At 56.7% G+C, this 13,491-nt stretch carries 6 protein-coding genes; 1 reads left to right on the forward strand and 5 read right to left on the reverse strand.

Annotated elements, in window-relative coordinates; all coding sequences use genetic code 11:
* Positions 1-36: 36 nt before the first annotated feature.
* From OZX70_RS06975 to OZX70_RS06990, 4 genes are all read right to left on the reverse strand, one after another.
* Positions 37-2,232 (reverse strand): beta-galactosidase, encoded by a 2,196-nt coding sequence (locus tag OZX70_RS06975; protein WP_277180212.1) that lies wholly within the window; start codon positions 2,230-2,232, stop codon positions 37-39.
* Positions 2,233-2,501: 269 nt separating this feature from the next.
* Positions 2,502-3,887, reverse strand: a complete 1,386-nt coding sequence (locus tag OZX70_RS06980) for a glycoside hydrolase family 30 beta sandwich domain-containing protein (RefSeq protein ID WP_277180214.1) — start codon at positions 3,885-3,887, stop codon at positions 2,502-2,504.
* 126 nt (positions 3,888-4,013) lie between these two features.
* Complete coding sequence (locus OZX70_RS06985; RefSeq protein WP_277180216.1) at positions 4,014-5,342, reverse strand: MFS transporter; 1,329 nt, start codon at positions 5,340-5,342, stop codon at positions 4,014-4,016.
* A 384-nt stretch (positions 5,343-5,726) separates the two neighbouring features.
* The gene (locus OZX70_RS06990; protein WP_277180218.1) at positions 5,727-6,359 is read right to left on the reverse strand and encodes a TetR/AcrR family transcriptional regulator; all 633 of its coding nucleotides are present in this window, start codon (positions 6,357-6,359) and stop codon (positions 5,727-5,729) included.
* Positions 6,360-6,680: 321 nt separating this feature from the next.
* Here OZX70_RS06990 and OZX70_RS06995 point away from each other — a divergent pair, with 321 nt between their 5' ends.
* Complete coding sequence (locus tag OZX70_RS06995) at positions 6,681-7,814, forward strand: tRNA-dihydrouridine synthase (RefSeq protein ID WP_277180221.1); 1,134 nt, start codon at positions 6,681-6,683, stop codon at positions 7,812-7,814.
* A 196-nt stretch (positions 7,815-8,010) separates the two neighbouring features.
* Here OZX70_RS06995 and OZX70_RS07000 read toward each other — a convergent pair whose 3' ends face one another.
* Positions 8,011-13,071: an acyl-CoA dehydratase activase-related protein gene (locus OZX70_RS07000; protein WP_277180223.1), complete on the reverse strand. Its 5,061-nt coding sequence runs from the start codon at positions 13,069-13,071 to the stop codon at positions 8,011-8,013.
* Positions 13,072-13,491: the final 420 nt, after the last annotated feature.

Raw genomic sequence — 13,491 nt, forward strand, 5'->3', positions numbered from 1 at the left:
CCACAAGACTTAGTATCAGCGTATATCAATATTCAATTAGGCATTGGCGCTGTCCTCTTGGCAGACGGCAACAACCAGATTCCAAGGGCCGATTCTCAATTCATCCCCGGTTTCAATCCGCGTTCCGGTCGCCGGGCCAGATGCGCGGTCCTCAACGACCGATCCGTCCGAAGCGACCTTGACGCCGCCCACAATGACCTTGCCGGATATGGGAGAAGCGAAAGATGCCGAATTGGGCGAGTAGTTGAGCAGGTACACCACACACTCACCCTGCTGGTCGAACCCTACACGCACCGTGACACGACCCGCCAAATCGGCACCCAACGGCTTGATACCAGCCGCTTCGACGGCACCGTGGACCACATCGCGGGTTGCATCGGCGTCAAGCACCGTTCCAACCCATTGCGCCCAACCGGAACCGAAAGCATGTCGGGTGATCGCCGCATACGCTTTCCAAGCCGGATGCTCATAGTCGGCCAAAACCTGCGTACTGCCCTCGTTCGGCTTGAGCAGCTCAATCAACGCCTCGGCTTTCGTACCGGCTTTCGCTCCGCCCTTCGTTCCAACTTGCGCCGCGGCAGCCGCAGTATCAGCACCTTCTTCAGCCGGCACGACACCGACATCGTTCGGTCTCGTGAATTGGTTATAGCTCATGCCGAACACATCGGTAAGTCCGTGAGGGGCCGAATCATGCCAGACCGTAACATCGTCGTCGGCGACGAACGAACGCAACGACGAGAGCAGGTGCCCGCCAGCCTTGACATAATCGCGCAAGGTGTCGATGGTGCTTTGCGACGTGCAGTAAAGCGCCGGCGTCACCACGAGGCGGTATTGGCTCAACTTCTCGGCGTCGACATCAGTAGGCACGAAATCGGTCTCGACATTCAGCTCGAACAACGCATCGTAATACATACGAACGATGTCGTTATAGCGCAACCCACCATCCGCCGGGAATCCGGTTTCGAGTGTGAACCAGTCGAGTGCCGTCAGCGCCTCATTCGAGATCATGATGGCGACCTGATTGCGCTTCTTCAAGTGCTTGAGACGTTTCTGCACCTCGGACTTGGCGATTTCACGGCCGAAGACGCCTGCCTCCTCGTAGGTCGGGTTCGCTTCAAGATCGTGGCTCAACAGGCCCTTCCAGTAAGTCTCGAAGGAGTTGTGGATGGAATGCCAATGCCAGTACATCACGCTGTCCGCACCGCTGGCCAAGTGGCTATAGGCCTGCAAGCGTAGTTGGCCGGGATAGGGCAGCCAACCATGCTGGCCTTGCGCTCCGGTTTCCAACACCAAGTAATTTTGGCCGCCTTTTATCGAACGGGCCATGTCGCCGCCGAACGCGATTTCCTTGCCGCTCAGCTCGTCTTCGGTGGGGTGATAAATATCGACGCCGGCGATATCCAGTGCCTTGGCCGCCTTGAAATGGTCGACCGCCGGCTGCACGCCGAAGGAATAACCGCGCCATTCATAGTCGAAATTATGGGTGATGAACTGGTCGTTCCTGGCATATTCGCGGACGATATCTGCCTGCCAAGCCAGGTATTGAGCCACTTGCGTGCGCCGGAATTTGTCGAACTCGGCACGCAGCGACTCGTTGATCGCGCCGGTCACATCGGGAAAGTCCTCCCAGGCGTTGATGCGGTTCGACCAATAATCAAGCCCGAATGTAGCGTTGAGCTCGTCCAGATTGTCATCAAAACGCTTGCGCAGGTATTTGACAAACAACGCCTGCATATCAGCAGAAACGCAGTCATAGTATTTCGTCTCGTTGTCGACCTGATAGCCGATGACCGCAGGATTTTGGGCGACGTGGGCAATCAGCTTTCTGATGATCCGCTCGCCATAATAGCGGTAGGAAGGATTGACAATATCCATGATCTGTCGGACACCGTATTTGCCGGGGCCGTCGGGGGTGACGGCAAGCACATCGGGATGCATACGCACCAGCCAGGTCGGCACGGCGTAGGTCGGCGTTCCGACGATAACCGAAATGCCGTGGCGCTGAGCGGCATCGAGCACGCGGTCGATATGCGAGAAATCGAAGACGCCGGGTTGGGGTTCGCAAGTGCTCCAGGTCGATTCGGCGATGCGAATGGTATTGATGCCAATATGCCGCATCATCTCCATATCCGTGTCGACCCGGTCAAGGTCACGCGGCATGTACTCGTCGTAATACGCTGCTCCGAAAAGAATTCTGTCCGGAAGCTTTGCCGCTCGGCTTGTTTCACTCATAGTCGTTCATCCTATCTTTCATATTGTCTTCCTTGACCAACGGACCTCGTCGTTTCGCCCGTCACCTTGCCACATTGCCCAATTCACCAATACCTTGTCGTTGCCCAAAGTATCGTCCGCCACTCGCAACAACCAACCAACACCAAATCGTCATACAACGTTCGACAATGACGATAAGAAAGATGCAGACATGGCCGCCGCCGGTGACAAGCGACGACCATACCTGCAAGAGTTTTGTCAGCGATTATCGCATCCTGCTAACGCATCCTTCAGTCGATGACGAAGGTGTTGAACGAACGCGGGGCAAGCGTTGCGTTGACCGCATGCGTTGCATCGTCTGGATCCTCAAAGCTGAAGTCCAGTGGACGTTCGAGCGCGTTCTGCACCACCACGGCGATGGAGCCGTCCGGATTGCGGAAGGCGATGCCCATCGAGTTGAAGCGTCCGGTCGTGCCCAGCCTCACGGCGCCGGGCTTCACGTACTTCGAGAAATGACGCATCACGTACCACTCAGGGTTACGCGTGAGCTTGCCGGTCTTGGAATCCACCGTGTAGAGCGAATTCTGGTTCCAGCCCCAAGTGCTCAGGATCTCGGTCAAAACCATGTTCCAGTAAACGTAGGCGGTGGCCCCGTTGCGGAAGTAATGGTTCATCAGATGGAACACGTATTCGGCGTAGTCCCAAGAATTGTCGCCGGTGCCGCATTCGGATTCGGTCTGCTCCAGCTCGAGCTCCGGCCACGATTCGTGGGTGCGGGCGATGGCGTTCTGCCCGGCCCACTGATAGCCGATGCCCTTGATGTAACCGCGCGCCTTGGCATCGAAGAGGATGTCGTCGATGTAGCGGTTGTAGTTGTTGAGGCTCATCCCGTAGCCGCCGCCGGTCCACGACATGTCCTCCGGACCGTTCATCGTCCCAAGGAAGATGTCGGTGTCAATGCCCTCGCGCTCGAAGGCCGGGCCGAGATAGTCGCGGATGAAAACCTTCAGGTCGTGGCTACTCCAGAGGCAGCTCGGGAACTTCTGGTCCGCGAAGACCTCATTCTGCACGTGCAGCTGGGTCACCTTGATGCCGCGCTTGGCGTATTCCTGAATGTAACGCACGAAATACTTGGCGTAGGCGGTGAGGTTCTCCGGGGTCATCACGATCCGGCCGAAATTATAGGCCTTGGGGAATTTCATCCACGTCGGCGGGCTCCACGGGCTCGAGAAAAGCTGCATGTCGGGCTGGTACTTCTGCGCGCGCTGGATATAGGGAACCAGCGTCTTGTCGTCATGCTCGACGCTGAAGTGGCTCATGTCGTAGTCGCCGTCGGTTTCGTCGTAGCTGTACCACTCTTCGGCGAAATCGTTGGCACCAATCGGCGCGCGATTGAAGCGGAAGTTCATTTCGTCTTGTCCAAAGAGCTCGTGGAACACGGTATCGGCGCTATTTTCATCGGTATATTTGGTGAGCGCCTGCCAGCCAAGTTCGTTGAAGCAACCACCGAAACCGCGAATCTTCTGGAAAATCTCGCCGGTAAGTTTGAGCCCTCCGGTGTCGCTGCCGTTACCTTCACCATTGCCGGCAACCGGCGCAGTACCATTTTGCGGCGATGCCAATGTCGTTTCTACCAATTTCGCATCAGGAGTCGATGCAATCCATGTCGCAGTCATTATTCTGCCTTTCTAAAGTTTTCTATTATTTTGTGATTTCGTACGGATTGCGAAACGATTGTTGCGATTCCGCAATCCGCTGGAACTCAGCAATACCGGACTTCGTTCAACGGAAGTCCGCGAGACTCACTTCACGCCCTTGATCCACATAATGAAGACACAGCCGATAAGCGCGAGTGCGATGGCCACCGGGAACGCCAATGAATAGCCGGCGGCGACGACGATGCTCGACATGATCAGCGGGCCGCACATCTGCCCCAACGTCGTGGCGAGGTTCAGAATGCCAAGATCCTTGCCGGCCTGCTCCTTGTTCGGCAGCACATCGACGAGCAATGCCTGGTCGACCGAAGAGTAAACACCATATCCCAATCCGGCAATGGCGGCATAGAGATACATACCTGTCGTGGTCGGGAAAATCCAAGGCATTGCGATACCGATGGCGAAGCACACCGAAGCGACGACGACCGGGACCTTGCGGCGACCGATGAAATCAGAGAACGGACCGGCGACGATGGAACCGACCAGGGAGACGACCATGGTAATCACCGAAATCACAGAAATAGTGGCAGCGGCCTGCTTGACCGACTGTCCGACATAGTTTTCGACAATATACATCTGGTAAACGCTGATCATCTGGTAGCTGACAAGCATGCACAGACGTCCAACGAACGCCTTGTAGAAATCGTGGCCCGTGGAGAACTTCGGCGGACGGAAGGACATGATGACGTCCTTGAAGCCTTTGTTGGCAGGAGGCAGATAGTCGGCCGATTCCTCACGAGGAATGAGCACCACCGCCACGACGCCACCGAGGAACATCAGTACGCCGGCCAAGGCGAAGCCTGGCACCAAATTGGTGACGAAGAACGCGCCGATGAGCGAGCCAATGGGTGAACCGATGGTGGAGCCAGCCCCATAGAACGCCGACATCGTGCCACGGACTCCCGAAGGAATACGGTCCGAGATGGTCGCCGTCATCGGTGCGATCATGCAGTTGAGGCCGAACATGCACAGGCAGTAATAGACAGTGAGCAATACCGCGTTGTTGGTGGTGCCCGTCAGGAAAAGCATCACACCACCAAGCACGCCACCGAAAAGAATAAAGGGGGTACGACGGCCGAAACGAGAACGGGAACGGTCGGAGAACGTGCCGAACACGAGATTCGCGACCAAGGAGGCGACCGCCGTGCAGGCGTTGACGTAACCGATCAAGACGTCAGGACGAATGCCGACCACCTGTTTGTAGTGTTCAGGCAACAAGACAATCGAGACGATGCCGAGGCCCGTCATCCAGAACACGCCGAACATGAAGAATCCGGCACCGAACCGCACCAGCTTCTTCTTGGGGACCTTTTTACCCGTCTCGGGGCTTAAGGCTGGATCTTTTTCTGCCGCTTCTATCGCGGCGTTATGCGCAGCAAGGCGCTCGGCTTTGCTGGCGACTACGGAATCACTCATTGACCCACTTCTTTCACTATCAACAATGACGTTTCTAATAATAGCACTTTATCTAACTACCATTAGATAAATGAGATAATAATAAACTCGATATAGTTTGTCAAATCAAATAACTAATATTTTTTAAGACATTTCTTTCGACTTTTCATCCTTTTTGGTTATATTTTTCTTTAATAACGTCATTTTTATGCCAATTCTCGTTATAAACGATTGATTTTTCGCCATATATCACAGATCTAGAAAAATGATAATTAACTTATAAATACTCGATAAAGTGATTTAAAATTGCAAAAAATAATTTCCAATGACTAGTTTTTGTTGTATTACCTAATAAGTACTTTATATCCCAAGCATTATTGCGTAAAGCATCACAGCGATATCACTTCAGCGATAATGCTCCCATACCCCATCCGGAAAAATGATCTTTTCAAAACCCAGCCATTCATCATAAAGATCGATCGGCGGCTCACGCAGCCAACGCAGCTGAATGCCATCCATGGCCTCGATACACTGCCTGACCACCGGCTGCATCTTGTCGGTCCACGGACGAAATTCCTCAGGCAGGGCCCAGTCGAATTTCGAATAATATCCCCACACCGATTCGGGACGTTTTTCAAAATAGTCGTGCAAAGGGTGCGAAGGGTTGAAGGATTCCGTTTCCAGAACCATATAGAGCTGCACCATCATTTTTCGACCTGCATTATGCCGCACCAAGAATCGAAGATAGGCCGGGAAAAATGGGGCTTGCGGATCGCTGCCGGGCAATCCGGATTTCAGAAAATCTTCCGGGGTGCCGGACGTGTCGTAGATATCCGTGATCAGCGGCGAAAGCAAACCGTCCTTGTTGCCGACATAATGGAGAAGCCCGGGTTGGCTCATGCCGACCTCGTCCGCCACGTCCTTCAGCGAGATGCCGTTGAATCCTTTGGTGCTGATCAGCTTGGCAGCAGCCTGCGTAATCTCCTGCCTCCGTTCTTCGGGAGACTTGCGGATTCGGCGCTGCTTGGCTTTTGACATGGTTTCCAGTATAGGAGAAGCGCAAGTCAGGCGCAGAGAGAGGCCTTTACCGGGTTACTATCTGCAGTGCCAAAATTCTCGCAGCACTGAATTCGGCTATCGTATGCGTATATGACTTATCGCCGGATCATATGTTCCTGCCCAGTGTTTTGCGTCGTGTATCCTGCTTCGTATGTCCTACATTCCACATTACGTATTACGTTCCCGACTTTCTGAACCCCTACGAAATGAAATTCTATTTCGACGAAAACAAAACTGCCGTGAGACGGCCGACCATCTAGAATGAAGGTATCTGATCGTTGATAACCAAAGGAGCGCTTGATGACCACAGATAATCGCAGCACGTTGTTTTCGCCGTTGACTCTTTCCACGCCAGACGGGACGGGCCTCACCTTACGCAACCGCACCATCCTCTCCCCCATGTGCCAATATGCCGTCAATCGGCAAGACGGGGTCGCCACCGACTGGCACTTGCAGCATTACGGAGCGATTGCCGCCGGCGGTTTCGGGATGCTCACCATCGAGTCAACCGGGGTGAACCCCGTTGGTCGGATTTCGCCGTACGATCTTGGGATGTATAGCGACGAACAGGAGTCCGCGCATCGGCATCTGGTCTCCTTCATCCACTCTCAGGGCGCCGCTGCTGCGGTTCAACTCAACCATGCAGGAGGTCGCGCCTCGGGAAAGCCTTGGCTTCCGGGAATTCACGGCGGTTCCGCCCCTCTTGAAGAGGGCGGGTGGCAAACGGTGGGGATGACCGACCAATCCATCGCCGAAGGCTACCGGCCGACGACGAAACTAGACAAAGCTGGAATCGCGCAAATCGTCTCGGACTTTGCTGTAGCAGCGCGTCGGGCCGATGCCGCCGGCTACGATGCCATCCAAATCCATGCCGCACATGGCTATCTGCTGCATCAGGCGTTTTCGCCTTTGATCAACACGCGAACCGACGAATACGGCGGCAGCTTCGAAAACCGTTCGCGGCTGATCTGCGAGGTCGTCGATGCCATCCGTGCCGTGTGGCCGGGCTCGAAGCCGCTCGGTATCCGCATTTCCGCCACCGACTGGGTCAAGGGCGGACTTGATATCGAGACCACCGCACGCCTGATGCGCGAACTGGTCAAACACCACGGCATCAACTGGGTCGACGTGTCCTCCGGCGGACTAGTCAATACCCCGCTGCAACCTTCCGGCCCCGGCTTCCACGCCGTCCTCGGCGCACAAATGAAGCAGGCGCTTGCCGACACGGATGCGGTCGTCAGCGTCGTCGGCGGCATTTCCAGCCCTGAGCAGGCCGAAACGATGCTGCGCACCCATCAGGTCGACGCCGTCTCCATCGGCCGCGCCGCGATGCGCAACCCGCACTGGCCCGCCATGGCCGCTGCACGTCTCGGCGTCCCGCGTGAAGACATTCCTGCCGCCGCGCAATATTGGCGCGCAGAGTGGAACAGCTAATTTTCGCGACAAACATCTGAGCGTCTGCTATTCGTCTCAGATAGGGCTTTATAAAATGATAATTGAACCGCAGTTCCGATAACAAAAGCTGGGCGATACCCACGAGGAGGTATCGCCCAGCTTTTATATATCTTGTAGCTTCTGTCAGCTACTACCGGTACCGATATGCCAACTGCCAATACCGATAAACTGCCACTCAGTCGGCCTTGGCCAGCTTCTGGTCGGCCTTCTTCGCGGCGGCGATCATCAGCTTGATCCGGTTCAACTGATTGGCAGCCGAGGCGCCGGGGTCGTAGTCGATCGAAACGATATTGGCCTCAGGGTGCAGGCGACGAATCTTGCCGAACATGCCGCGCCCTGTGACGTGGTTGGGCAGGCAGGCGAACGGCTGGGCGCACACGACGTTCGGGCAGCCGGACTTGATGAGTTCCAGAATTTCGCCGGTCAACAGCCATCCTTCACCGGCCTGCACACCAATCGAGGTGACCGTGGAGGCCATCTTGACCAGCTCCGGCATCGGGGTGTCCTGGCTGAACTTGCCATGAGAAAGATCGATGGCGCGGCGCACCGGATTCAGAATCCGATCAAGCCCCCAGCGCATCAGCGCGTAGAGCTTCTTGTTGCCGCCCATGCCGGTGTTCTTCTCGTTCCAGTCGGTGATGTAGGGGCGCGTGGTCATGAACTCCATGATGCCGGGGACCACGGCCTCGCAACCCTGTTCCTCGATCTGATCGACCAGATGGTTGTTGGCATCGGGATGGTACTTCACGAGAATCTCGCCGACCACGCCGACGCGCGGCTTGCGCGGGATGTTGCGCAGCGGCAGAGCGTCGAAGCTCTTGACGATCTCGTTCAACAGCGTCTGATACGGCAGATAGCCCTTGCCGATCTTCCGCTTGGCGGTCGCCGAATGGCCGTGGTGCTCGATGGTCTCGCGCACGATCTTGTCCCACATCTCGTAGAGCTTGTTGGCGCTGCCCTTGACCTTCTCATACGGCCGCACGCGGTAATGGCACTTCATCAACAGGTCGCCGATCACCAAGGCCTTGACCGCGCGCCACAGCAGCGTCGGTGTCGCCGTGAAACCGGGGTTGTCCTCGATACCCTGCGTGGACAACGCGATAACCGGCACCTGCGGGTAACCGGCGTCGACCAAAGCTTTACGAATCAGGCCATAATAGTTCGTGGCACGGCACATGCCGCCGGTCTGGGTGATGGCGAGGCAGACCTTGTCGGGGTCATACTTGCCCTTGATGATCGAGTCGACGAGCTGCCCCACGACCATGATGGCTGGGTAGCAGGCGTCGTTGTTGACATACTTGAGGCCGGTCTCCACATCCTGCTGGTCGGCCATCTTCAAGACATCAAAGTTGTAGCCGCCGGAACGAATCACGGACTCGACCAGGCTCATATGCACCGGGCTCATCTGCGGGGCGACGATGGTGTAGTCGCGGCGCATGGTCTTCTGGAAGCGGACTTTGTGAGCGTAGGCGGAAATCGTACCCTTGCTACGCTTCTTGTCCTTGCCATCGGCGGACTTGTCGGCGCTCGAAGCGACGCTTGCCTCGCCGGCTTTCGCGCTGCCTGCGGCGGCACTCTTGCCATTGGCCCGGCGAGAGGCCTCTTTCATCGACTCGGTGAGCTTCGGGTTCGCCTTCATGACGCTGTCGAGCAAGACCTGACGGCCTGCGGTCGGAGCCTTGGAACCGGTCTTGCGGAACTCGCCCTGCTTGTCGGCAGGAACGTCTGCGTTATCGGAATCTTCGACGGAATCAGCGGACTCAGCCAAATTCTCAGCAGCCGAAGCATCGGCATTCTGCTTGGCACTTTCAGCGGCGTCAACAGCAGCCTGCGCGGCGGCCAATTGTGCCTTGGCATCTTCAAGCTTGCTTTCGGCGTCCTTCAGTTCAGCTTCACGCTTGGCAGCGGCCTCTTGACGAGCCTTGACTTCTTCAGCGGCGTTCTTGGCCTCATCCTGCACGGAAACCTTTGTGGATTCCATGGTATCTCCCTTGCCTGCGACGCTGACCGCAGACTTCGCTTCAAGCTTCGCCATATCCGCAGCCTTCTTGAGTTTCGCTTTGTTGTTCTCGCGCTCTTCGATGGCCGCCTTGAGCGAGCGCAGACGAATCTTCGCCGCACCGAGGTTGCTAACCTCGTCGATCTTGAGCAACGTGTAAACATCGGCCTTGTCGGCGAGGATCTCGCTGACCTGGTCGGTGGTGATGGCGTCGATGCCGCATCCGAAGGAGTTGAGCTGCACAAGCTCAAGCCCCGGGTAGGAAGCGACGAAATTGGCCGCGGCGTAAAGCCTGGAATGATAGGCCCACTGGTTGGCCACGCGCAGAGGCATATTGATAACCTTGCGATCGCCGACCTCACGGAACCCACCCTCGTCCTTGGCACGCGGGTCCTTTTCGCCCTCGTCAAGATAGTCACTCAAGTGCAGGTTCTGGCCCGGCTGCAGCTCGCAGATGGAATCCTCCGAAAGCACCACCATGCCCAGCGAGCAGATGGTTTCGGGGATGCCGTGGTTGATTTCGGGGTCGATGTGGTAGGGACGGCCGGCCAGGACGATGCCGCGGCAATTGTGTTCCTTCATATAGGCAAGCGCGCGCAGACCTTCCTCTTGCACGTCGTGCTTGAAGATCTTGTCTTCGGCGTACGCGGCCTTGACGGCCTTCTCGGCTTCCTCGCGCGTGACGTTGGTCCAGGCGAACTCCTCGACGATGCGGTCGACCATCAGCTCATGGTCGGCGAGGTTGAAGTAGGGGCGCATGTAGCGGATGCCGGGCTCGCGCAGCTCGGCCATGTTCGCCTCGATGACGACCGGATAGTTGGCGACGATCGGGCAGTTGTAATGGTTGTCGGTATCACCTTCGACCAGGTTCTCCTCGTAGGAGACGCACGGATAGAAGATGGTCTTGACGCCACGGTCCAGCAGCCACTTGATGTGGCCGTGCACCATCTTGGCCGGGTAGCAGATGTTCTCCGAGGCGATGGATTCGATGCCGGACTGGAAGAGCTCGTGGCTGGAGCGGCCGGAGAGACGGACCTTGAAGCCGAGGTTGGTCAAAAGGGTGAACCAGAAGGGATAGTTCTCGTACATGTTGAGCGCGCGTGGGATGCCGATTTCGCCGCGGTAGGCCTTCTTGTCGGTGAGCCTGCGGTAGGCGAAGACGCGCTTGTACTTGTAATCGTAAAGATTCGGCCGGTCGCTGCGTTCTGCCTTGGCGTCGGCGCCGCGCTCACAGCGGTTGCCGGTGACGTAACGGGAACCGTCCTGGAAAGTGGTGATGGTGAGCTTGCAACGGTTCTGGCAGCGCTTGCACACGTCACGCTCGGAGGTCATCGACAGATGGTCGAGCTCGTCACCTTCGACAATGGCGGATTTGGTGTGTTCCGCGCTCTCATCGAGTTCATGGGCATCCTCATAATGCATACGGGCGGTCAGCGCCGCGCCGAACGCGCCCATCAGACCGGCGATATTGGGCCTCGTGACTTCCTTACCCGTAAGCAGCTCGAAGGCGCGCAGCACCGCGTCGTTGAGGAACGTACCGCCCTGCACCTCGATGGTGTCGCCAAGCTGGCCCGAATCGCGCAGCTTGATGACCTTGTAAAGCGCGTTGCGTACCACGGAGTAGCACAGGCCCGCCGCGATGTTTTCGACGGTGGCGCCTTCCTTTTGCGCCTGCTTGACCGATGAGTTCATGAACACGGTGCAGCGCGAACCCAGGTCGACCGGATGGTCAGAATTCAGCGCGGCCTGAGTGAATTCCTCGATGGTCAGACCCATGGAATACGCGAAGGTCTGCAAGAACGAACCGCAGCCCGACGAGCAGGCCTCATTGACGGAAATGGAATCAATCACGCCGTCGGCGATGGCCAGATACTTCATATCCTGTCCGCCGATGTCAATGACGGCGGTGACGCCCGGGCTCACCATTTCGGCGCCACGATAGTGCGCCATGGTCTCCACCACACCCTCGTCCAGATGCAGACCAGTGGTGATCAGCCCTTCGCCGTATCCGGTGGCGCAGCTGCGCGCAATCCACGCCTCGGCCGGCAATTCGTTCTCGATCTTGCGCACGATTTCGACGGCCGCATCGAGCGGGCTTCCGTCGTTGGTGCCGTATGACGACCATACGATCTCACGGTCGTCGTTAATCAGCGTCGCCTTGATGGTGGTCGAGCCAGCGTCAATACCGAGGAAATGCGGGCCTTTCGCACCTTCGAGCGTACCGACCTTGACTTGTTCTTTATGATGGCGCTCGTTGAACTTGCGGCGGTCCTCCTCGGTCGGGAACAGCGGCGGCATCGTCGCGGTGTCGACCGGTTTGTTCTTCAAGGCTTCAAGGTCGTCGATGATCTCCTGGCAGCTGCGGGGCTCGAAATGCTGGCCGACATCGAGCTCGTTGTCGTCGCCGCACATCAGTGCGGAACCATAAGCTACATAAAGGTGGGCGTTCTCGGGAACGATGAACCTGTCGACCTTACCCTCAAGGGCACGTGCGAAGGCCTCACGCAGCTCGGAAAGGAAGAACAACGGCCCGCCGAGGAAGACCACGTTGCCATGGATCGGACGGCCGGAGGCGAGGCCTGCGATGGTCTGCGTGGCCACTGCGGTGAAGATGGAGGCGGCGAGGTCGGGCTTGTCCGCACCGTCGTTAATCAGCGGCTGCAGGTCGGATTTGGCGAACACGCCACAACGCGAGGCAATTGGGTAAAGCAGCTTGTAATTCTTGGCCATATCGTTCAGACCGGAAGCATCGGTATCGAGCAACGTCGCCATCTGGTCGATGAACGCACCGGTACCCCCAGCGCAAGAACCGTTCATACGCTGCTCGGGAGTAGGCTTCAGGTACGTAATCTTCGCGTCTTCGCCACCGAGCTCGATAATGACGTCGGCTTCGGGATAGACCTGATCGATGGCCTTGGTTTCGGCGATGACCTCCTGGACGAACGGAACGTTCATATCGTCGGCCAAGCCCAAGCCGCCGGAACCGGTAATCGCAAGGTTGATCGGCTGTGAGCCGCGACCCTCTTCCTCAAGCTGTTTCTTGATGTCACGCAGCAACCCTGCCACCGTAGCGCGCACATTGGCGTTATGACGCCGGTAATCCGCGAACAGCACATCCTTCAAGTCGCTGCTTTTGTCGAGAACGACGGCCTTGACCGTAGTTGAACCGATATCGAGCCCGACCCGCAGGGGCGTAACCTCATGCTCCGTTGTCTTGGTTTCCATCACGTCAGCCATGCCTGAATCCTTACCATTCCCGTAAATTCACCGCGTTTTGCGTAATCCGACACTTAAAACGCTGTGAATTTACACACATATACATTGCAAGATTAGTCGCCGCACAACCCATTGGGCAGACCCCTCACCATGATTCAGCTTAAAGAGACAACTAGTGTGACCTACATCTCTTGACAAACGTAATGATTCATGCAAATCCTCGTTGTCGCATTGCCATACCAACACGCTTCGTCACATTTTAGGCAATCAGCAATCAATCGACTTGTCTAAGCGACCGCGTTTCTGCATCGCACCATCGCCCATCCTGAAAACTGGTCACCAAGGAATCCCCAGCAACCATTTCACTGCCATAAGCTGGGCAATGGTTCGGAAATCCAATCATTATCGTCACTCATTCTGATTCCATCAGATAGCGATAGC

Source organism: Bifidobacterium sp. ESL0732, from assembly GCF_029395535.1.
Lineage (GTDB): Bacteria > Actinomycetota > Actinomycetes > Actinomycetales > Bifidobacteriaceae > Bifidobacterium.

Excerpts from the sequence above, each read along its gene's own strand:
- OZX70_RS06985 (WP_277180216.1), bottom strand. The coding sequence starts at position 5,342 with ATGAGTGATTCCGTAGTCGCCAGCAAAGCCGAGCGCCTTGCTGCGCAT.
- OZX70_RS06995 (WP_277180221.1), top strand. The coding sequence starts at position 6,681 with ATGACCACAGATAATCGCAGCACGTTGTTTTCGCCGTTGACTCTTTCC.
- OZX70_RS06980 (WP_277180214.1), bottom strand. The coding sequence starts at position 3,887 with ATGACTGCGACATGGATTGCATCGACTCCTGATGCGAAATTGGTAGAA.
- OZX70_RS06975 (WP_277180212.1), bottom strand. The coding sequence starts at position 2,232 with ATGAGTGAAACAAGCCGAGCGGCAAAGCTTCCGGACAGAATTCTTTTC.
- OZX70_RS06990 (WP_277180218.1), bottom strand. The coding sequence starts at position 6,359 with ATGTCAAAAGCCAAGCAGCGCCGAATCCGCAAGTCTCCCGAAGAACGG.
- OZX70_RS07000 (WP_277180223.1), bottom strand. The coding sequence starts at position 13,071 with ATGGCTGACGTGATGGAAACCAAGACAACGGAGCATGAGGTTACGCCC.